The organism is Sporosarcina ureae (assembly GCF_029267015.1).
Taxonomy (GTDB): domain Bacteria; phylum Bacillota; class Bacilli; order Bacillales_A; family Planococcaceae; genus Sporosarcina; species Sporosarcina ureae_D.
Genome location: NZ_JARIEA010000081.1, coordinates 78736 through 98260 on the forward strand (window position 1 = coordinate 78736; position 19525 = coordinate 98260).

Here is a 19525-nt window from a genome sequence, read left to right on the forward strand (position 1 = left end):
GAAAAAGCCGTCGAAATGGAATTCGACGGCTTTTCTATGTTTAAGGTTCAATCCGGATAACAGGAGTTGGGTTCTTGACTTTTGGCAAGATTTTCTCGAGTTTGAACTTTCTTTCCGGATGATGTGTTGTAGGATCTTCTGGATCATAATCATTCAGGAATGATATTACTTCCCTGACGATTATTGTAGGCGTAGAAGCACCTGCCGTTACTGCTACTGTCTCAATACCCTCCAACCAAGCAGGATCGATTTCTGAGACGTCTGAGACACGATATGAAGGTGTATTTGCAATCTCAACAGAAACTTGTGTTAAGCGGTTGGAGTTATTACTCTTTGGATCTCCAACAACAATCAGTAAGTCTGCTTCGCCAGCTTGTTGAGCTACCGCTTCTTGTCGAACTTGTGTAGCTAGACAAATTTCCTGGTGTACTTCGATTTGAGGGAATTTTTGTTGCAATGCTTCCATCAAGTGTGCAACGTCCCACTGACTCATCGTAGTTTGATTCGTCACCAATAGTTTTTCATTGGTAATATTTAGATCGTCAATATCCTCGAGGCGTTCAATTAAATGAACAGAATCCGGTGCAACACCGATCGCGCCTTCAGGTTCTGGGTGATACTTCTTACCGATATACAGAATGTCATAGCCTTCAGCTACTTTTTCTTCAATTAAATAATGTGTGACAGAAACGTCAGGACATGTTGCATCAATTGCAACCAATCCTTTTTCTTTTGCCAACTGGCGGACTTCAGGAGAAACACCGTGTGCTGTGTAAATTACAGTGCCTTTATCCACTTTACGTAAAATGTCCAAGCGGTTTTCCCCGTCCAATGTAATGATCCCATCTTCTTCGAATGCATCCGTAACATGTTTGTTGTGGACGATCATGCCTAATATATAAATGGGTCTCGGCAAGGTTGGATCGAGCGCAGCATTTCTTGCAATGACCATCGCATCAACCACACCATAACAATAACCTCTAGGTGATATCTTGAGTACTTTCATTTATTCCACTCCACTCCTCTAGTAACTTCTCTTTCATTATAGCGGAGATTCGCGGACGATTCAAAGAGTTCAGAAGGGAGGTTGAAAAATACGCGGTGAAGATGGCCGACTGATGGCTTCTGAAGATCGAGAAACAGGCGCTTGTGGACCGCCAGGACGTGGAGCAGAAGGGGCTGTCGGTGCGTCCGGCATGGATTGTACTCCTTTATACAATCTCCACATAGCGGGTATATTTTGAACAAGTGGCGCAAACTGCTGAACTAATGGTGCAAATTGCTGGGCCGTATTGAAAAAACGATTGGCGGTTTGCATGTATTGATCAGCCCGTGAAGGACCTGTGTCTTGCATGCCGGGTTGTTGCTGTTGCGGCATAGGACCACCACTTTGTGGACGCTGAGAATTACCTTGCATGCCTTGAGAGAAGGGCATAGGCATCCTTTGTTGCATAGGTGGAGGACTGGGTGACATCCTGGGCTGTGGTTGCTGATTGCTAAATGGATAAAATGATTGATATCTCATCACGAACTCCTTTCTGATTTTTTTAGTTGTTTCCCTTATATCCTATGCGAAAAAAACCACTGATGGCACCGAATCATGGTACAATAAGAATTATCTAGAGGAGGAACGATATGTCGAAATTTACTGATTACCAATTCAAACCATTTTTGAGGGAAGCCATTCAAAAATTAGGGTTTGAAGAACCGACACCTATACAAAAAGAAATTATTCCGTTGATTATGAAAAACACGAGTGCAATTGGACAAGCACATACAGGAACAGGGAAATCCCATAGTTTCTTAATTCCACTTGTTGAAAAAATCAATACGGAAAAAGACGAACTACAAACGGTTATTACAGCACCAACACGTGAATTAGCTGTTCAGCTTCATAATGAACTGAAAAAGTTAATTGAAGGAACGGATATCAAAAGTGCGATCTTGATTGGCGGTACTGATAAAAAACGCTCTGCTGAACGTTTGAAGAGCACACCGCACATCATCGTTGGTACACCAGGACGTATCCAGGATATGTCGGAAACCGGCGCGTTACCGATCCACACAGCTACACATCTTGTCATTGATGAAGCGGATCTTGCATTTGATATGGGCTTCATTGAAGATATTGATAAGTTTGCTTCAAGAATGCCAGAGAAGATCAGCATGTATGTATTTTCTGCTACGATTCCAGAAAAGCTCAAGCCTTTCTTGTCAAAATACATGAATTCACCTGTACATGTACGGATGGATGATAAAAAACCTTTGACGGAGAATATGCATTACTCATTAGTTCCTGTTAGAAGTATGGATAAAAACAAGAAACTACTTCACGTGATGGATGCCCTTCAGCCGTATCTTGCGATCATCTTCACGAATACGAAGCAAAACGCTGATCGCCTGGCTAACTATTTAGCAGAGCACGGCCATAAGCCTGGAAAAATCCACGGTGACTTGACGCCACGTGAACGTACACGCGTTATGAAGCAAGTGCGTGATCTAGAGTATCAATACATCGTGGCAACTGATTTGGCGGCAAGAGGGATCGATATTCCGGGTGTCAGTCATGTTATCAACTTTGAATTACCAGATGATCTGGAATTCTTCATTCACCGCGTAGGACGTACTGCACGTGCCGGCATGCAAGGACATGCCATTACGTTATATGAACCGTCTGATGAAGATGCAATCAATTTAATTGAGAAGCTCGGTATTCCATTCGTACATGAAGATGTCAAAAATGGCGAGTGGATCGAAGTGAAAGAGCGCCAAGCACGTAAGAAGCGTGTACGTGAAATAGACGAAATCGATAAAAAAGCGGATTCGTTTGTCCGTAAACCTGATAAAGTGAAGCCAGGCTATAAAAAGAAGATGGCGGAACAAAAAGAGAACTTTAAAAAGAGACAAAGGAGAATTAAGAAGAAATCATGACAACAAATGATATCCTTCTAGGTTCTCACGTATCCATGAGTGGTAAAAAGATGCTACTTGGCTCAAGTGAAGAAGCGCTTAGCTATGGAGCTAACACATTCATGATCTACACGGGAGCACCTCAGAATACAAGACGTAAACCAATTGAAGAATTGAATATCGAGCTTGGCACACTGAGTATGGAAGAAAACGGTCAATCCAATATTGTTATTCATGCGCCCTACATCATCAATCTTGCGAATACTACGAAGCCTGAAACATTCCGTCTCGGTGTAGACTTTTTGCAACAGGAAATTCAGCGTACTGAAGCGCTTGGTGCCAATCAAATAGTCCTTCATCCAGGTGCCCATGTAGGTGCTGGAGCAGACGTCGGTATTGAAAAGATTATTGAAGGTTTGAATGAAGTACTATCCGAAGACGCAAATGTTCGCATTGCGCTTGAAACAATGGCAGGCAAAGGAACAGAGTGTGGCCGCAGTTTTGACGAGATCGCAAAGATCATGGACGGTGTGAAAAATAATGAACGTCTATCCGTTTGTTTTGACACATGTCACGTCCATGATGCGGGCTATGACATCGTCAATGATTTCTCTGGTGTCTTAGATCAATTTAACAATATTGTTGGACTGGACCGGATTTCCGTCATTCACGTCAACGACAGTAAGAATATTTGCGGTGCTGGAAAAGATCGACACGAAAATATTGGCATGGGACATATCGGCTTCGAACCGTTAGCTTATATCGTTCATCACCCGACATTTAAGAACGTACCGAAAATCTTGGAAACGCCATTTATCGGAACAGATAAAGCAAATAAAAAAGCGCCATATGCAGTAGAAATTGAAATGTTGAAAAACCATCAATTTACTCCTGAATTACTGGAAGCCTTGCATAATTGAAAAATTTAAGCGTTGCGTATTCGCAACGCTTTTTTCTATTGCAGTTTATGCTGTTCTAAATACAGCATCGTTTTCTCGTAGCCGATGACAGAAGCTACTTTTTCAATAAAATTTTGTGGGATGCCGGTAAAAAGCCAAGCGATTGATATTTCATCCAGCAGTGGACGTAATTGCTGCACTTCTGTTATGGACAATTCAACTCCATAACTGTATGCGTAATTTACTGCCTCCTGATCATGCAACTGTTTCATTTGCTGAATTAACTGAAGTAAATCCATTATCATCAATTCCTTTCAATTGGTTGTATCCCTCCGTGGATTGCTATATAATTCATAAAGTAATCGGAATGATTACGAATTGAAGGAAGGGATATGTATATGACAAATTCCATTATTAACTTAGAGCATATTACGCATAAGTTTAACCATTCCACTGCGCTTTCTGATGTTAGTTTAGAAGTGAAACAAGGGGAGTTTTGGGCACTAATTGGTCCAAACGGTTCGGGTAAATCTACATTATTAAAAATCATATTAGGGTTGCTGAAACCCTCCCAAGGAACAATTGAGCTGTTTGGTGGGCCGATAGATTCTTTTAACCAACAGCAACGAATCGGCTACGTCTCTCAAAAGTCCAACGCTTTTACGACGAAATTCCCAGCGACGGTCTTGGAAGTCGTGAAAAGCGGCTTAACGAGTAAAAAGGGACTGTTCAAGCGTTTCAATAAAGAAGATGAACAGCAAGCGATCGATGCGTTGCATGTAGTGAAAATGGCGGACCGCAAAGATGAAAGCATCGGTGATTTATCAGGCGGTCAGCAGCAACGTGTCTTTATAGCAAGAGCTCTCGTAAGCCATCCAGATTTACTAATAATGGATGAGCCGACAGTTGGAATTGATAGACAGAATGTTGAATCCTTTTATTCTATGCTAAGCGAATTGAATCGTGAGTACGGAATAGCAATTTTGCTTGTAACACATGAAATTGATGTTGTAACGAAGCTCGCAACACATATTGCATGCTTGAATCGTTCCATCCACTTCCATGGTGTCCATGCAGATTATGAAAAAATGAGTGAGGCTGAATTGTCAGGCTGGTATGGTCATCCTATCCGTCGGCTCCATCAAAAAGAAACGGAGCCGGTTAGATGATTGAAGCTATTTTCACATATGAGTTTTTACAAAATGCTGTTTTATCGGGACTAATTATTGGGTTAATCGCTCCGTTACTTGGACTGTTTATCGTCGTCCGCCGTATGGCGATGATCTCAGATGCACTCAGTCACGTAGCGCTTGCGGGAATTGCAGGAAGTCTGTATTTAAGTCAGCAAGTATTGTTCTTTGCAGCGCTTAACCCGGTGTATTTAGGGATGGGTGCAGCGGTCATCGGCTCTTTGTTGATTGAGCGATTGCGTAGAGTGTATAAAAGCTTTGAAGAACTGGCGATTCCGATCATTTTATCTGCCGGAATTGGTTTTGGAGCAATATTCATTTCCCTTGCCAAAGGGTTCGGTACAGATTTAGTCGGTTATTTATTTGGTTCAGTGTCCGCTGTGAGCCGACAAGATTTATACATTGTCATTTTAATTGCTATTATTGTGATTGCCTTTATCTATTTCTTATATAAAGAGTTATTTTCATTGGCATTTGATCCAGAGTATGCGAGAGTGTCTGGAATTAATGAACGCGTTATTCAAGCGGCGTTCATGATTATCACAGCGCTAGTCATTGGTGCATCGATGCGAATCGTTGGAATTTTGCTAGTCTCTTCGTTGATGACATTGCCTGTGGCAGCGGCTATTCAAGTGGCTAAAAGCTATAAAGGTGCACTAGTATACTCGGTAATATTTGGAGAAATCGCCGTGGTCATTGGACTGATATCTGCGTTTTACTTAGATATCGCGCCTGGAGGAACGATTGTAGTCACGTCGGTGTTCATTTTACTGTTAGTACTTTTTGGGAAAAAGGTACGGTCATGAGAAGCAGGAAAGGTGGCGTAACGATATGTCGATAGATGAAGCATGGGATATTCTGTTGAAATATGATTTTAAACGGACAAAAAATCGGGAAATTTTATTGCGTTTCTTTGATGAAGCGGACCGCTATGTTACTGCGATGGAAGTACGTGTGGCGGTGGAGCAGGATAATCCTGGTATTAGTTTCGATACTATTTACAGAAATCTTGCCGTGTTTTCGAAACTTGGGATTTTGGATGAAACAGAACTGAATGGTGAAAGACTTTTCCGAATGCAGTGCGCTACGGATCACCATCACCATCATTTTATCTGTATGACTTGTGGTAGCACGAAATCCATTCCAATTTGCCCAATGGATAGCGTGACGGTGAATTTGTCGGAATATGAAATAGAAGGACATAAGTTTGAGGTCTATGGCAGATGTCCAAAGTGTAAGATAGGATAGTTTGAATAACTAGGCAGTACATCATTTTGTTTATGATGTGCTGCCTTTTATTATGAAGAATATGTAGGTAGAAGATAGTTATTCATAAATAGAGGGCGTGTTCTGCTCATTGATGTGAGTTAAGCGCTCTTAGAACTAATGTGACCGCTCTATCGCATGTGATTTCTGCTCTATATGTATCGTTATTCGCTCTAAGAAGCTATCTGTGCGCTCTATCAAGCTTCATAACCGCTCATAGCCCTGCCCCCATAGCCCTTCGCTCGCTTAACTTCCTCGTCACATCGAGTCCTATTTTGAACACAGTGAATTCACACAGTAAAAAAGAGCACCGCAATATGCGATGCTCCACCAATCACTTACTCTTTATCATTTCCGTTGCATGAAACAACTGTCTAACGTACTGATCCGCTTGTTTCCAGTTCGTTACCCGTATAACTCCTTTAGGAATGGGTTCTTGGTTATAGGGCGTATCAAACAAGAACACCGGAATATCCAATTCTTCATGGATTCCTACCGCATTATCATGCTTGTCCTCGAAGAATACGTCAACGTTGAATTGCTTGGCCGCTTCAATTTTATGATGCGTCCCAATCAATTCTACGTGATCATACGGGATTTGCTGTTCATGGAACCAATTGGTTGTCGTTTCAAGTACATTCCGTCCGCGTGCTGAAATATAATACAGCTCAAACTTTTTTTGCCAGTTCGTCAATACTTCTTTTGCAAACTCTTGAGCGGGGGACGTCTGATAAATCAGCTCTTCCGTTTCTTTATACCATTGTCCGAACTGTGTCGGGTCCACGTCAAAGGCTTTCGTCAAATCATACTCTTTAATATCAGCGAGCGTTAGATTAGAGCCGAAGTGCTTATTGATATGCGGAAGTAGGGCAGTGGGTGTCGTGACCGTTCCGTCAATATCTATTCCGAAACGAATGTCTCTCATTCAGAAACGCTACCTTGTGCTGCAAGTGCTTCTTCTTGACGTTTCTTCTCGAAATACTCTTCAGCCAATATGTCGATTTCTTTTTTCAATTCTTCCACCATTGTCTCTTCTGGAACTTTTCGTACGGTTTTACCATGCATGAAGAGCAAACCTTCACCACGAGCACCAGCGATACCGATATCTGCTTCGCGTGCTTCACCTGGCCCGTTTACCGCGCAGCCAAGAACTGCTACTTTCAACGGAGCTTTAATGTTCGAGATGTATTCTTCCACTTCATTGGCAATGGAAATCAAGTCGATTTCGATACGGCCACATGTTGGACAAGAAATTAATGTTGCCGAGTTGGAAGATAGACCGAATACTTTCAGTAACTCTTTCGCAACTTTGATTTCTTGAACCGGATCCGCACTTAACGATACGCGCATCGTGTTACCGATACCTGCTGACAGAAGGGAACCAAGACCTGCCGCACTCTTGATTGAACCAGCGAATAGAGTACCAGATTCTGTAATACCTAAGTGCAATGGATAGTCGAATGCTGCCGCAGCAAGCTTGTACGCTTCAATTGCCAAGTTCACGTCGGAAGCTTTAAGTGACACGATAATATCATGGAAATCCAAGTCTTCTAGGATCTTGATATGATGCAATGCACTTTCAACCATACCTTCTGCAGTAGGGTAGCCGTACTTCTCAAGAATTTTTCTCTCAAGTGAACCTGCGTTGACACCGATACGAATTGGAATGCCTTTTGCTTTTGCTGCATTTACAACAGCTTCCACTTTCTCTTTACGGCCGATATTTCCTGGATTGATACGGATTTTATCTGCACCTTGTTCAATTGCAATCAATGCTAATTTATAGTCGAAATGTATATCTACTACTAAAGGAATGTTGATTTGCTTTTTGATTTCACCTATAGAATACGCGGCGCGCTCATCGGGACATGCTACACGTACAATTTGGCAGCCTGCATCTTCTAAACGTTTAATCTCTGCAACTGTCGCTTCGACATCATGTGTCTTAGTCGTCGTCATACTTTGCATAAACAGCTCATTGCTTCCTCCGATAGTTAAGTTACCAACTTTTACGGGACGGGTCTTCGAACGATGAATCATTTCAGTCATTATGTCTCTCTCCTTCAAATGAGTAAATACCATCATCAATAGATGGAATATGAATTATCTTTTTTCGCCTTCTTCGCAAACAGAATCTACTTGTTCACGGATAGGCAATTTAATTTGTTCGCCAGCCAGAAACTGTTGGCGTTCAAGATGAGGGTTCATGGAGTAAAATTGCTCCAACCTCTCAAGAAAGTTTTGAGATGGATCTGGGTATAATGCGAATAACGATTCTATTGTATCACCTTCAACCACTCGAATGACAATTGAATGATTCGGCGTTTCCTCTATACAAGACGATTCATCTTCAAAAAAGGCTGCAAGAGGGATTGTCCCTTCCGTTAAATCCATTCGAACAAAGTGAACAGTGCAAAACACAGCAAGTGCAAGCAGTATAATTCTCATCATACATCCCTCCTGCTCTACACTATGCAGACAACAGGTAAACTATTCATCTCGGTTGTTTTGGATAATAGACTGCCGCTCTCCACACATACAGTAGATGTACTAAAGAAGCGACCCACAAGCTATACGACTGCATGGAAGGAACAAATTCAAAAGCCATTGTCAGCAAGATGGGCAATGTGGCTGCAATTGCCGCAGTTCGCCACATAAAACGGAATTCGCCGCGACGATGCAATAGTTTCAATAGCAATACTCCTATGATAGCAAAAATACTGATGCGAATAAATAAATACGACGTGATAATGACCAATTGCAGCACAAATGCGATTGGATAGATCAAAAGGCCGATGGTTTCGCCGATTTCTGCGAGCTCAGGAGAGGATTCGAATAGTGTGTGATCCCCTAAAACAAATTGTACAAACGATACGCCGGTGTAAAGAAAAATAAACACAAATATGTATTGAATGACTTTACCGATTGATAATAAGCGGAATGCCGCCAGTTTTTTCGGTTCATGTAATGAAGCTTTGAAAATTTGATGGAATTTCACGGAGCCGGCCTCCCTTTCTACATATAGTCTACCATTTATTTAAATCATAAGGCTTTGCAGAAATTTCGACATTCTTATGACATTTCATTACCGCTTTGTTAAGGTGGTGTAAAGATTGCAGTAGAGTACTTTACAATTGATGTATACAACTCTCATAATAGGTTGAAACTTCACGAAGCTATCGAGGGTGAAGAGTAGTTAGAAATCATACATAAAACGTTTGATGGAGGTTGACAATTCAATGGAAGTGAACTGGCAAGAAGTGGTGTTCCAATTTCTTGGGGGATTAGGAATTTTCCTATTCGCAATTAAGTACATGGGCGATGGATTGCAGAAAGCTGCGGGGGATAGACTTCGTGCAATTCTAGACCGTTTTACTACCAATCCATTCATGGGTGTTCTTGTCGGTATAATCGTAACGGTGTTGATCCAGTCAAGTTCTGGAACAACGGTTATTACAGTGGGTCTGGTAAGTGCTGGATTCATGACGCTCCGTCAGGCGATCGGCGTTATCATGGGCGCCAATATTGGTACGACCGTGACCGCATTTATTATTGGTCTGGATGTCGGCGCATATGCGTTACCAATCATGGCATTCGGTGCCTTCCTGATCTTCTTCGTCCGTAAAGCTAAAATCAAGAATCTAGGTGAAGTGATCTTCGGTTTCGGGGGATTGTTCCTAGGACTTGAATTAATGAGCGACGGAATGAAGCCACTACGTTCATTAGAAGCATTTGCTGATTTCACACTAGCAATGAGTGAACATTCACTGCTTGGTGTCGTAGCAGGAACAATTTTCACACTAATCGTACAAAGCTCCAGTGCGACTGTCGGAATCTTGCAAGGTCTTTTCGCTGAAGACTTAGTTACGATGAAAGCCGCTCTACCAATTCTTTTCGGTGATAACATTGGTACGACAATTACTGCAGTACTTGCGGCACTCGGTGCATCTGTTGCTGCGAGACGCGCGGCAGCTGTACACGTATTATTCAATATTGTTGGTACTATCGTTTTCATGCTCCTGCTCATACCATTTACGGCTTACGTCGAATGGATGGCGGCGGTCTTGAATCTCGAAAGTAAGATGCAAATCGCATTTGCGCACGGTTCGTTCAACATCGCGAACACAGTCATACAGTTTCCATTCATCGGCGCTTGGGCTTATCTCGTTACGAAGATGATCCCAGGCGAGGACGTCACGATCGAGTACAAACCGAAACACCTCGACCGTCGCTTTATCGCACAATCATCAGCTGTTGCGATTGGACAAGCCAAGGAAGAAATTATCCGCATGGGTGACTTCAGTGTTCGTGGTCTTCAAGAGTCATTTGAGTATTTGAAGACTGGCCAGAAAAAACACGCGGAAACTGCGTATCAGATTGAAGATGCCATCAACAATCTCGATCGCAAAATTACGGACTATTTAGTAGAAGTATCCGTAGTTATCGTTTCACCAGCAGAATCTGGGCGTCACGTTTTATTAATGGATAGTGTACGGGATATCGAGCGAATCGGTGACCATTTCGAAAACATCATCGAGCTAATAGATTTACGCGAAACGAATAAATTAAAGTTGACAGATGATGCGATGGACGATTTGGCAGAAATGTTTACATTGACGATTGAAACAGTTCAAAAAGCGATTGAGTCACTGGATCAAGATGATACAGATTTAGCGAGAGTCGTTTCTGAAAAAGAAGATTTAATTGACAATATGGAACGTCGCTTCCGTAAAAATCATATTGTTCGTTTAAACGAAGGAAGTTGTAGTGCGCAAGCCGGCATGGTATTCGTCGATATCGTCTCGAACCTCGAGCGAATTGGTGACCATGCAGTAAATATTGCGGAAGCGATTTTAGGAAAGCACGCATAATGAATGAGGAGTGACAGCTATGTTATGGATCGGTTGGACATTGGCAATACTCATGTTCGCGATCGCGTTTGTTGGATTGATCTACCCTGTCATTCCTTCTGTTGTATTTATATTGGCAGGCTTCTTGTTGTACGGCGCGTTCGTTTCATTTGAAGAGTTAACGTGGTTGTTTTGGGTAATTCAGATATTATTCGTTGTGTTATTGTTCGGAGCGGATACAGTCGCCAATTTAGTGGGCGTCAAGCGCTTCGGGGGCAGCAAAGCGGGTATGTGGGGAAGTACCATCGGCTTGCTTGTCGGTCCTTTTGTTATTCCGGTCGTTGGTATTTTGGCTGGACCTTTTCTTGGTGCGATCATTGCAGAATTAATTTTCACCAGATCGGGAATTAAACAGGCTTTCCGAACAGGAGTAGGCTCGGTTGTTGGATTTTTGACATCGGTTGCAGTGAAAGGCGTACTTATGGTCGTTATGATTGTTATTTTTCTATATTTTCTCCGTTAACAGTACATTTTCTTTGAATGCTGACTCATATTTTGATAATGTGAAGTGGTAGGGCAAAACAGAGATAATTTAGAGGAGGAATGGAAAATGGCTTATACATTACCAGAACTACCATACGCATACGATGCGTTGGAGCCACACATCGACAAAGAAACGATGAACATCCATCACACGAAACACCACAACACGTATGTAACAAACGTGAACAACGCACTAGAAGGTCACGAAGAACTTCTTAACATGCCTGTTGACGAATTAGTTGCAAACTTGGACAAAGTTCCAGAGGACAAGCGTACAGCAGTCCGCAATAACGGTGGTGGGCACTCTAACCACTCATTGTTCTGGACAATCCTTTCACCAAACGGTGGCGGCAACCCAACTGGAGAAGTTGCAGAAGCAATCGACAAGAAGTTCGGTAGCTTTGACGCTTTCAAAGAAGAGTTCGCTAAAGCTGCAACAACTCGCTTCGGTTCAGGTTGGGCTTGGCTTGTTGTAAACAACGGTGAAATTGAAGTAACATCAACTCCTAACCAAGATTCACCTTATATGGATGGTAAAACACCATTGCTAGGTTTGGACGTTTGGGAGCATGCATACTACTTGAACTATCAAAACCGTCGTCCTGACTATATTTCAGCATTCTGGAACGTAGTAAACTGGGATGAAGTTGAAAAGCGTTACCAAGACAATAAATAATTGAAACCTGGCACACATCTAGTTCGTCTAGATGTGTGCCATTCTTTATTTTCGTGCTATAATTCTACTACATATATAACTTGAGAAAGGAGATTCCTGTTGAAGAGAAACCAGAAAAAGACGGAGCCGCCAAAAACCGGTCAACGTCAACATATTGCATTTCGAATGAATTTTTTATTTGTAGCGATTTTTGTCCTATTTTCCTTACTTATATTCCGTTTAGGTTATATGCAAATCGTTAAAGGAGAAGATTATACGCGAAGTCTTGAACGAACAGAGGAAATCGCGGTTAATACGAGTACACCTCGTGGAAGAATCTTCGACCGTGCGGGGAAAGTGCTTATAGATAATGATGCGAAAAATGCCATCACCTATACGAAAACATCCTCTACAACGACTAAAGAGATGCTAGCGCTCGCAAGAAAACTTGCTAAGCTGATCGATCAAGATACTCGACGTGTAACAACAGGCGACAAACGAGATTTCTGGATTTTATTGAATCCTGTAAAAGCAGCTGACAAAGTACCTAAGGAAGAGCAAACAGCACTAAGTAAAGATGAAAAGAAATCTCAAAAAGAGATTCAACAACAGATTAACCAGCTAACACGAGATCGAATCACAGATGAAGAACTAGCTACGTTATCCGCAGAAGATCTAGAAGTGCTCGCAATTTATCGTGAAATGATGGCAGGGTATGCTTATTCACCTCAAATCATCAAAAGTGACGGTGTGACCGATAAAGAGTTTGCTGTTGTGTCTGAAAGATTAGATCAATTACCTGGTGTCAATACGACCACTGATTGGGATCGTGTGAAGAAATCAGATAGTGCGATTCTCGGTTCTACAACTAGCTCAGGAGAAGGAATTCCACGTACCCACTTAGACTATTTCCTAGCAAGAGATTATTCGCGTAATGATCGGGTAGGAAGAAGTTATTTAGAGTCGTATTATGAAGATTTATTGAAAGGTCAAAAGACCATCGTGAAAAACATCAAAGACCGTACAGGAAAAGTCGTTGAGACGAAGACAGTGAAAGAAGGAATACCAGGAAAAGATCTAGTCTTGACTACGGATACCAATCTACAAACAGCACTTGAAGATGTCGTATCCAATAAATTATTGCGCTTGAAACAAGGTCCGAATACAGGCGCGTTGGAATCGGCGTTTCTTGTCATGTTAGATCCGAATAACGGTGAGATTCTATCACTAGTAGGTAAGAAGGTTGTAAAAGATGAATCCACAGGACGATGGGCAATACAGGATTACACGTTCGGAACATTTACTTCAGCGTATGAAATGGGTTCCACAGTGAAATTAGCAACGATGCTGACAGGCTATAATGAAGGTGTTGCAAAAATCGGCGAAGTGAAAATTGACCAACCGATCAATATTGGCGGTAGATACAAGCGGTCGCTATTTAATCCTAATGGTCGAGTGGCGCTAAATGATATCTCTGCTATTGGTCGTTCCTCTAACGTCTACATGTTCCGCATTGCGATGGGGCTAGGTAATGCAAACTATCGCCCGGGACAGGGGTTGCCAATAGATGTAAAAGCATTTGATACATTCCGTGAGAACTTTGCCGCATTTGGTTTAGGGGTCAAGACCGGTATTGATTTACCTGGTGAATATACGGGGGTGACCGGTACAGAAACCATCCCAGGAAAACTGCTCGACTTTTCGATTGGGCAGTTTGATACGTATACGCCACTGCAAATGGCACAATATGTTGCAACCATTGCTGCAGACGGGAATAGAATAGCACCGAAAATCTTGAAAGAAATCCGTGAGCCTTCTCCAGACGGGGAAGTACTTGGTGAGTTGGTCGAGGAAACGCCTATACAAGTGTTGAATCACCTGAAAAACTCTCAAGTTGAAATCGATCAAGTAAAGAAAGGTATGCATTATGTATACTATGGTGCAAATGGTACTGCGTCAGGATTACTGGCAGGCGCACCTTATACGGGAGCAGGGAAGACTGGAACAGCTGAATCGTTTTACTATACGGGTAATAAATCCAACCCAGTTATTCCTACGATCAACTTGTCCCATGTAGGATTTGCTCCTGCAGACAAGCCGGAAGTCGCGTATTCCGTAATCGTCCCATACATTTCGACAAATACGAAACGCTATCCGTCTGCCACCGCAAGTGAAATAGCGAAAGAAGCGCTGGATGTTTTCTTTGAACAGAAAAGACAGCGAAACTCACAAGCAGACGGTGCAACTCCAGATGTGAAAATACAGAAATAACAGTGAGAAAGGCATATAAAAAAGACGAAAACCCAATGGTTTTCGTCTTTTTGTTATAAGTGTAAAAATATCTTGGCGATTTCAGGAAATCGCATATCGGAACGCAATTCATATGTACCTGTTTTGATTTTACGTGTGTAGTCATTTTCGATTATATACAGTTCGAATTCTTCAGCATTTTTTATTAAGCCTTCATTTTCTAATTCACGTGATAACTTAGCAGGCGTAATGCCGGCTTTAACCGTGAAGCTTTTTGTAATAATTTCATCTGCCTCATTTACGTCAGGAATTGTTTCCTGTTCAGCCTCCGGTTTACGAATCGATTCTTTTCCTGTTAATGTTTGAGAAATCGCCAATTCTCTTTTTAGAATCGACACTTCTTCTTTAGAGTCGGCCAATTGTTTTTGCAAAGCACCGTCAGTTGTTTGCTGCTGAACAAAATACAAAATACCGCCAGCTAGTAAACAACCAATTCCAATGCCACGCAATACTTCCTTGATCATGACAACCGCACTCCTTTAGAATGTAGCACTTCCGTTACTTCCTTTTCGCTGAGTGAAGCGCGCTTTGCAATCTCTGGTATTGTATAGCCTTGTTTGTGAAGTGAAGTAATTTGATTGACGATAATTGCGTGAACGGTTTTTTGAGGTGTAGGTACGATAGATTCAGTACCTGGTGACGCAACCATCAATTCTTCTTCAAGTAATCTCACTCTTTTTTTAAGATTACTCGTTTCTTGATGTAGACTAATCGAAACATTTTCCAGCTCATCATTCATTGTGTGTCTTCTATTCCCAACAAAAAAGGAAGCGATGACAGCCAATACACCAATGATGAGTAAAATTAAGGGGATATCCATACTTTTCCCTCCAAAATAACTAGAGTTTCCTTCATAATACCATAAGCGAATGATGAATGATATTTGAAACTTTCTGCTGTACAAAGTGTAAATCTATGGTACAATATATTAGTCGTATAGATCATGCTCATGTTTTACTTATATCTATAGCTATTGAGTGGGAGGGACAGTAATGCGCGTAAACGTAACACTCGCTTGTACAGAATGTGCAGAGCGTAATTATATTACTAAGAAAAACAAGCGTAACAATCCAGAACGTATTGAAATGATGAAATATTGCTCACGTGAAAAAAAGCAAACTTTGCACCGTGAAACGAAATAATTAGTAAAACCAAAACCTGCTTCGGTTTTGGTTTTTTTCTTACGGGAGGTAGTACAGTGGAAAAGCAGAAACTTCGAAAACAGGTTATACAGCAATTACATCAATTAACTCCATCTGATCACGAACGGAAATCAGCTAGTATAGTAGAGAAAGTTCTTGCTTCGGATGAATTTAAGTATGCAGAGACAATCGGGATCACATTATCAAGATTTCCGGAAGTGGATACGCATCATTTGATAGAAGTCGCTTGGCAAGCCGGAAAACGAATTGCGATTCCACGTTGTATTGATTCAACAAGAGAAATGGATTTTCGTTTAATTGATTCATTCGACCAGACAGAAGTAGTATATATGGATTTAAAAGAACCGAAGATCGAATTGACGGAATCTGTAAAACCGGAAGAAATAGACTTGCAAATCGTGCCTGGAGTTGTTTATTCAGAGACTGGCTACCGCATTGGATTTGGTGGCGGTTACTACGATCGATATTTGATAAATTTTCCATTTGAAACTATATCACTGGCATTTGATTGTCAAATCCGCGATAATATAGATATAGAGGAACATGATATTCCGGTGTCCTATATATATACGGACGAACATATTATAGATTGTCAGAAAGCACGTGAAAAGAATGAATGAGTTTTATGACGTGATGAAACTACTAAAACGTTTTGGAGTAATCATCTATACAGGCAACAAAATGCAAGACAGCTTAGTGATGGAGTCGGAAGTCAAAGAACTGTATGACCGTCAATTTATTGACCAGCAAACATATATTCAAGCATTGCTTGTTTTGAGAAGGGAACAAACGAGTTAATTTAGTAGATGATAGTATTCTAACTACTCATTCCTCATCTCATGTGAAACTATTCACGAAATCAAACGTCTAAATATATGATGACTAAAAAAGCACTATCCATACGAAACGAAAGGAAGAGATGGAATGAGAAAATTTTCATGGCCTAAGCATTCCGTACTCATTATCGCAGTAATCGCAACTTGGTTGACTACCTACATCGGGTATTTCACCAGTTTTAATATGAAAATCGATAATGCTATGCAACAATTTATACTATTAATTAACCCTCTGGCTTTTCTAATGTTTATTTACGGGGTAGCTTTATTTATTAAAAAGACTAAAACGCGTAACCGGTATATTATAACGGTAAGTTTAATAACTTCATTTATCATGTTCGCCAATGCTGTGTTTTATCGTTTCTTTACAGACTTTATTACACTGCCTCTATTGTTCCAGACAAGTAACTTTGCAGATTTAAGTTCTTCAATCACGGAAAATCTACGCTTCCTAGATCTATTCTTTTTCTCTGACGTAGTGATTATTTTATTGGCTATTCGTTTTTCTAAGCAGGAGCCAATTCAAGAGTCAAACCGTAAAATGGGACGTAAAGTGTACTTCGCAGCAGCTGCTACGTTAATGATGTTTAACTTAGCGCTTGCAGAAGCGCAACGCCCACAGTTGTTGACGAGAAGTTTTGATCGTGAATTACTTGTAAAGAATATTGGTACGTATAACTACCATCTATATGATTTGTTCGTTCAATCCAAATCGCACGCACAGCGTACATTCGCGGATGGTACGGAATTGACGGAAATTGAAAACTACGTAAAAGCCAATCACGCACAACCGGATCCAAAGATGTTCGGTTCTGCTAAAGGCAAAAACGTAATTATTGTCTCGCTGGAATCATTACAGAACTTTGTCATTAACAATGATATGGATGGACATGAAATCACGCCATTCTTGAATCAACTAACAAAAGACAAAGATACATTTTACTTCGATAACTTCTATCAGCAAACAGGATTAGGAAAAACTTCCGACTCTGAGTTTATAGTAGAAAACTCGCTTTATGGACGTAACGGTAGTGCAGTCTTCTTTACGCATAGCGGTAACACATATAACTCACTTTCTGAACGATTAGGTGAGAATGGCTACGCTACGAGCGTCATGCACGCTAACAGCAAGAGTTTCTGGAACCGTGACATTATGTACAAAGCACTCGACGTTCAGAAGTTCTATGATGTAGATAGTTACACAATCGGAGAAGATGAAGCGGTGAACTGGGGAATGAAAGATATTCCATACTTCCATCAGTCAGTTGATTTGATGAAAGATATAAAGCAACCATTTGCTACACGAATGATTACATTAACCAATCACCACCCATTTGATTTAGATGAACAGGATAAATTAATTCCTGAATATACATCGAATTCGAACACGTTGAACAAGTATTTCCAGACCGTTCGTTATATGGACGAAGCAGTAAAAGAATTCTTTGATGACTTGAAAGAAAGTGGTTTGTATGATGATTCAATCATTATAATGTACGGAGACCATTATGGTATTTCAGAAAATCATAATAAAGCAATGGGTATGTATATGGACAAAGAGATTACGCCGTTTGACAACGCAGAGCTTCAAAAAGTTCCGTTGTTTATCCATATGCCAGGTTCTGGCGAAGGTAAAGAAATGCATGAACTTGGTGGACAGGTAGACTTACGTCCAACTATTCTTCACTTACTAGGTATTGATACAAAAGCAGATATGCAATTCGGTTCCGATCTATTCTCACCAGATCACGAACCATTCGTCATCTTCCGTGACGGACGCCTAGTTACAGATAAGAATATTTATGCGCAAGAAGTTTGCTATGACATCGAAACAGGAGAACCATCATTAGACGAATCGCAGTGTGAGCCATATATCGAGCGTGCCAATACTGAATTAAACTATTCAGATACGATTATCAATGGGGACTTACTTCGTTTCAAAGAAAGACCTGATGGCAGTCCAGAAATCAAAGAAAGTAAATGAATTAAGTGATGATCTGCACGGCTGTCTAAGCCGTGCAGTTTTTTTATGGGCGAAATTAATTGTGTAGATGGCGCTCATAGAAGCTCTATGATGGATACATCTAAAAGGTTAGCTAATAAAGTCCGTTCTATATAGAAGAAACGTAAATGCACACATTGTTGAAAATTGTACAACCGTTGAAGAATTGGTTAATGGAGATTAATAGTAAAGTGCAATTTGTGGCATTAGGTTTAACGTTTAAGAATAGTAGGTGATTACTTCACTTTAATATTTCGCTTGCAAGTTTGTATAAATGTGACTTTATCTACATGTTATGAGTACTTTTATCGCAAGGATAAGGGGATTACTAATTCTTTTATAAAAAACATTAAATAAACTTGCATTCTTTTAAACATGGTGGTATATTTATAAGCGTCGCATCGAAGCAGTTGCGAAAACATCAAACTTAATAAGAAAAACTTTTTAAGTGAAAGTGTTGACAACGTAGCAAACAGATGTTAGTATTAGAAAGTTGCCTCTTACGAGAAACCAACCTTATGAACCTTGAAAACTGAACAGCAAAACGTTAACGAAATACAGTTTGTGCCCGGCTTGCTAGTGACACAAACAAAATGAGTATCTTAATTGATGCCAGCAAATGAAACTCGAGCTAATCGAATTTTCATGTCACTGAGCGTCGAGTAGTAGTGAAGTGCTAGGAAGTGATCGAGCGAAGAAGGGAGCGTACTTAGGTACGTGACCGACTAAGCGAGTGAAACTGACGACGCAATTCGCTGCGAATCGGCGGTCAGTATTATGGAGAGTTTGATCCTGGCTCAGGACGAACGCTGGCGGCATGCCTAATACATGCAAGTCGAGCGAACTGTTGGAAGCTTGCTTCCTTCAGTTAGCGGCGGACGGGTGAGTAACACGTGGGCAA

At 41.0% G+C, this 19525-nt stretch carries 22 protein-coding genes and 1 rRNA gene; 14 read left to right on the top strand and 9 right to left on the bottom strand.

The window, feature by feature from the left end; all coding sequences use genetic code 11:
• Nucleotides 1–40 precede the first annotated feature (40 nt).
• Both Q7P97_RS14445 and vrrA read right to left on the bottom strand, forming a co-directional pair.
• Nucleotides 41–1006 carry a 4-hydroxy-3-methylbut-2-enyl diphosphate reductase gene (locus Q7P97_RS14445; protein WP_303970145.1) on the bottom strand — a complete coding sequence of 322 codons (966 nt, stop codon included), beginning with the start codon at nucleotides 1004–1006 and terminating at the stop codon, nucleotides 41–43.
• Between the two features lie 69 nt (nucleotides 1007–1075).
• Nucleotides 1076–1525 (bottom strand): VrrA/YqfQ family protein, encoded by a 450-nt coding sequence (vrrA, locus tag Q7P97_RS14450; RefSeq protein WP_303970147.1) that lies wholly within the window; start codon nucleotides 1523–1525, stop codon nucleotides 1076–1078.
• A gap of 110 nt (nucleotides 1526–1635) precedes the next feature.
• On the opposite strand from vrrA, the gene Q7P97_RS14455 reads away from it, so the two are divergent.
• Entirely contained in the window at nucleotides 1636–2931 is a 1296-nt protein-coding gene (locus Q7P97_RS14455) for a DEAD/DEAH box helicase (protein WP_303970149.1), read from the top strand.
• The gene (locus Q7P97_RS14460) at nucleotides 2928–3830 is read left to right on the top strand and encodes a deoxyribonuclease IV (RefSeq protein ID WP_099693256.1); all 903 of its coding nucleotides are present in this window, start codon (nucleotides 2928–2930) and stop codon (nucleotides 3828–3830) included. Before Q7P97_RS14455 ends, Q7P97_RS14460 begins: the two co-directional genes overlap by 4 nt.
• A gap of 35 nt (nucleotides 3831–3865) precedes the next feature.
• Here the strand turns inward: Q7P97_RS14460 and Q7P97_RS14465 are convergent, their stop codons facing one another.
• On the bottom strand, nucleotides 3866–4108 hold the full coding sequence (locus tag Q7P97_RS14465; protein ID WP_303970152.1) for a hypothetical protein: 243 nt from the start codon (nucleotides 4106–4108) through the stop codon (nucleotides 3866–3868).
• A 99-nt stretch (nucleotides 4109–4207) separates the two neighbouring features.
• Here Q7P97_RS14465 and Q7P97_RS14470 point away from each other — a divergent pair, with 99 nt between their 5' ends.
• From Q7P97_RS14470 to Q7P97_RS14480, 3 genes are read left to right on the top strand one after another with little or no spacing between them, the layout of a single operon-like run.
• A complete protein-coding gene (locus Q7P97_RS14470) occupies nucleotides 4208–4978 on the top strand; it encodes a metal ABC transporter ATP-binding protein (RefSeq protein ID WP_085426043.1) in 771 nt (256 codons plus the stop codon).
• Nucleotides 4975–5805, top strand: a complete 831-nt coding sequence (locus Q7P97_RS14475; RefSeq protein WP_303970154.1) for a metal ABC transporter permease — start codon at nucleotides 4975–4977, stop codon at nucleotides 5803–5805. Before Q7P97_RS14470 ends, Q7P97_RS14475 begins: the two co-directional genes overlap by 4 nt.
• 25 nt (nucleotides 5806–5830) lie before the next feature.
• Complete coding sequence (locus tag Q7P97_RS14480; protein ID WP_303970156.1) at nucleotides 5831–6247, top strand: Fur family transcriptional regulator; 417 nt, start codon at nucleotides 5831–5833, stop codon at nucleotides 6245–6247.
• Between the two features lie 352 nt (nucleotides 6248–6599).
• On the opposite strand, the gene Q7P97_RS14485 is transcribed toward Q7P97_RS14480, so the two are convergent.
• The 4 genes from Q7P97_RS14485 to Q7P97_RS14500 are packed head-to-tail and all read right to left on the bottom strand — an operon-like array spanning nucleotide 6600 to nucleotide 9263.
• Nucleotides 6600–7190 carry a hypothetical protein gene (locus tag Q7P97_RS14485; protein ID WP_303970158.1) on the bottom strand — a complete coding sequence of 197 codons (591 nt, stop codon included), beginning with the start codon at nucleotides 7188–7190 and terminating at the stop codon, nucleotides 6600–6602.
• Complete coding sequence (ispG, locus tag Q7P97_RS14490) at nucleotides 7187–8314, bottom strand: flavodoxin-dependent (E)-4-hydroxy-3-methylbut-2-enyl-diphosphate synthase (RefSeq protein WP_303970160.1); 1128 nt, start codon at nucleotides 8312–8314, stop codon at nucleotides 7187–7189. The genes Q7P97_RS14485 and ispG overlap by 4 nt, the downstream gene beginning before the upstream one ends.
• A 54-nt stretch (nucleotides 8315–8368) precedes the next feature.
• Entirely contained in the window at nucleotides 8369–8716 is a 348-nt protein-coding gene (yqfZ, locus tag Q7P97_RS14495; protein WP_303970162.1) for a protein YqfZ, read from the bottom strand.
• 43 nt (nucleotides 8717–8759) lie between these two features.
• A complete protein-coding gene (locus tag Q7P97_RS14500) occupies nucleotides 8760–9263 on the bottom strand; it encodes a DUF1189 family protein (RefSeq protein WP_303970163.1) in 504 nt (167 codons plus the stop codon).
• Between the two features lie 241 nt (nucleotides 9264–9504).
• On the opposite strand from Q7P97_RS14500, the gene Q7P97_RS14505 reads away from it, so the two are divergent.
• The 4 genes from Q7P97_RS14505 to Q7P97_RS14520 all read left to right on the top strand — a co-directional run bounded on the left by Q7P97_RS14505 (nucleotide 9505) and on the right by Q7P97_RS14520 (nucleotide 14584).
• Nucleotides 9505–11136 carry a Na/Pi cotransporter family protein gene (locus Q7P97_RS14505; protein WP_303970165.1) on the top strand — a complete coding sequence of 544 codons (1632 nt, stop codon included), beginning with the start codon at nucleotides 9505–9507 and terminating at the stop codon, nucleotides 11134–11136.
• Nucleotides 11137–11155: 19 nt separating this feature from the next.
• Nucleotides 11156–11638, top strand: coding sequence for a DUF456 domain-containing protein (locus Q7P97_RS14510; RefSeq protein WP_085426051.1), 483 nt, complete (start codon nucleotides 11156–11158; stop codon nucleotides 11636–11638).
• An 87-nt stretch (nucleotides 11639–11725) separates the two neighbouring features.
• Nucleotides 11726–12334, top strand: a complete 609-nt coding sequence (locus tag Q7P97_RS14515) for a superoxide dismutase (RefSeq protein WP_029054514.1) — start codon at nucleotides 11726–11728, stop codon at nucleotides 12332–12334.
• Nucleotides 12335–12433: 99 nt separating this feature from the next.
• Nucleotides 12434–14584: a peptidoglycan D,D-transpeptidase FtsI family protein gene (locus Q7P97_RS14520; RefSeq protein ID WP_303970168.1), complete on the top strand. Its 2151-nt coding sequence runs from the start codon at nucleotides 12434–12436 to the stop codon at nucleotides 14582–14584.
• A 53-nt stretch (nucleotides 14585–14637) separates the two neighbouring features.
• On the opposite strand, the gene Q7P97_RS14525 is transcribed toward Q7P97_RS14520, so the two are convergent.
• Both Q7P97_RS14525 and Q7P97_RS14530 read right to left on the bottom strand, forming a co-directional pair.
• On the bottom strand, nucleotides 14638–15087 hold the full coding sequence (locus Q7P97_RS14525) for a hypothetical protein (RefSeq protein WP_303970170.1): 450 nt from the start codon (nucleotides 15085–15087) through the stop codon (nucleotides 14638–14640).
• Entirely contained in the window at nucleotides 15084–15443 is a 360-nt protein-coding gene (locus tag Q7P97_RS14530; protein ID WP_303970172.1) for a hypothetical protein, read from the bottom strand. The genes Q7P97_RS14525 and Q7P97_RS14530 overlap by 4 nt, the downstream gene beginning before the upstream one ends.
• Nucleotides 15444–15615: 172 nt before the next feature.
• Between Q7P97_RS14530 and rpmG the strand changes: the two genes are divergently transcribed.
• The 5 genes from rpmG to Q7P97_RS14555 all read left to right on the top strand — a co-directional run.
• The gene (gene rpmG / locus Q7P97_RS14535; protein ID WP_029054517.1) at nucleotides 15616–15765 is read left to right on the top strand and encodes a 50S ribosomal protein L33; all 150 of its coding nucleotides are present in this window, start codon (nucleotides 15616–15618) and stop codon (nucleotides 15763–15765) included.
• A gap of 56 nt (nucleotides 15766–15821) precedes the next feature.
• Nucleotides 15822–16406, top strand: a complete 585-nt coding sequence (locus Q7P97_RS14540; RefSeq protein ID WP_303970174.1) for a 5-formyltetrahydrofolate cyclo-ligase — start codon at nucleotides 15822–15824, stop codon at nucleotides 16404–16406.
• A gap of 13 nt (nucleotides 16407–16419) precedes the next feature.
• Nucleotides 16420–16584 carry a YqgQ family protein gene (locus tag Q7P97_RS14545; protein WP_335696131.1) on the top strand — a complete coding sequence of 55 codons (165 nt, stop codon included), beginning with the start codon at nucleotides 16420–16422 and terminating at the stop codon, nucleotides 16582–16584.
• A 126-nt stretch (nucleotides 16585–16710) separates the two neighbouring features.
• On the top strand, nucleotides 16711–18606 hold the full coding sequence (locus Q7P97_RS14550) for an LTA synthase family protein (RefSeq protein WP_303970176.1): 1896 nt from the start codon (nucleotides 16711–16713) through the stop codon (nucleotides 18604–18606).
• A gap of 792 nt (nucleotides 18607–19398) precedes the next feature.
• Nucleotides 19399–19525 (top strand): 16S ribosomal RNA (locus Q7P97_RS14555); the annotation flags it as partial.

Excerpts from the sequence above, each read along its gene's own strand:
- Q7P97_RS14445 (WP_303970145.1), bottom strand. The coding sequence starts at position 1,006 with ATGAAAGTACTCAAGATATCACCTAGAGGTTATTGTTATGGTGTGGTT.
- vrrA (WP_303970147.1), bottom strand. The coding sequence starts at position 1,525 with ATGAGATATCAATCATTTTATCCATTTAGCAATCAGCAACCACAGCCC.
- Q7P97_RS14455 (WP_303970149.1), top strand. The coding sequence starts at position 1,636 with ATGTCGAAATTTACTGATTACCAATTCAAACCATTTTTGAGGGAAGCC.
- Q7P97_RS14460 (WP_099693256.1), top strand. The coding sequence starts at position 2,928 with ATGACAACAAATGATATCCTTCTAGGTTCTCACGTATCCATGAGTGGT.
- Q7P97_RS14465 (WP_303970152.1), bottom strand. The coding sequence starts at position 4,108 with ATGGATTTACTTCAGTTAATTCAGCAAATGAAACAGTTGCATGATCAG.
- Q7P97_RS14470 (WP_085426043.1), top strand. The coding sequence starts at position 4,208 with ATGACAAATTCCATTATTAACTTAGAGCATATTACGCATAAGTTTAAC.
- Q7P97_RS14475 (WP_303970154.1), top strand. The coding sequence starts at position 4,975 with ATGATTGAAGCTATTTTCACATATGAGTTTTTACAAAATGCTGTTTTA.
- Q7P97_RS14480 (WP_303970156.1), top strand. The coding sequence starts at position 5,831 with ATGTCGATAGATGAAGCATGGGATATTCTGTTGAAATATGATTTTAAA.
- Q7P97_RS14485 (WP_303970158.1), bottom strand. The coding sequence starts at position 7,190 with ATGAGAGACATTCGTTTCGGAATAGATATTGACGGAACGGTCACGACA.
- ispG (WP_303970160.1), bottom strand. The coding sequence starts at position 8,314 with ATGACTGAAATGATTCATCGTTCGAAGACCCGTCCCGTAAAAGTTGGT.
- yqfZ (WP_303970162.1), bottom strand. The coding sequence starts at position 8,716 with ATGATGAGAATTATACTGCTTGCACTTGCTGTGTTTTGCACTGTTCAC.
- Q7P97_RS14505 (WP_303970165.1), top strand. The coding sequence starts at position 9,505 with ATGGAAGTGAACTGGCAAGAAGTGGTGTTCCAATTTCTTGGGGGATTA.
- Q7P97_RS14510 (WP_085426051.1), top strand. The coding sequence starts at position 11,156 with ATGTTATGGATCGGTTGGACATTGGCAATACTCATGTTCGCGATCGCG.
- Q7P97_RS14515 (WP_029054514.1), top strand. The coding sequence starts at position 11,726 with ATGGCTTATACATTACCAGAACTACCATACGCATACGATGCGTTGGAG.
- Q7P97_RS14525 (WP_303970170.1), bottom strand. The coding sequence starts at position 15,087 with ATGATCAAGGAAGTATTGCGTGGCATTGGAATTGGTTGTTTACTAGCT.
- Q7P97_RS14530 (WP_303970172.1), bottom strand. The coding sequence starts at position 15,443 with ATGGATATCCCCTTAATTTTACTCATCATTGGTGTATTGGCTGTCATC.
- rpmG (WP_029054517.1), top strand. The coding sequence starts at position 15,616 with ATGCGCGTAAACGTAACACTCGCTTGTACAGAATGTGCAGAGCGTAAT.
- Q7P97_RS14545 (WP_335696131.1), top strand. The coding sequence starts at position 16,420 with ATGAAACTACTAAAACGTTTTGGAGTAATCATCTATACAGGCAACAAA.
- Q7P97_RS14550 (WP_303970176.1), top strand. The coding sequence starts at position 16,711 with ATGAGAAAATTTTCATGGCCTAAGCATTCCGTACTCATTATCGCAGTA.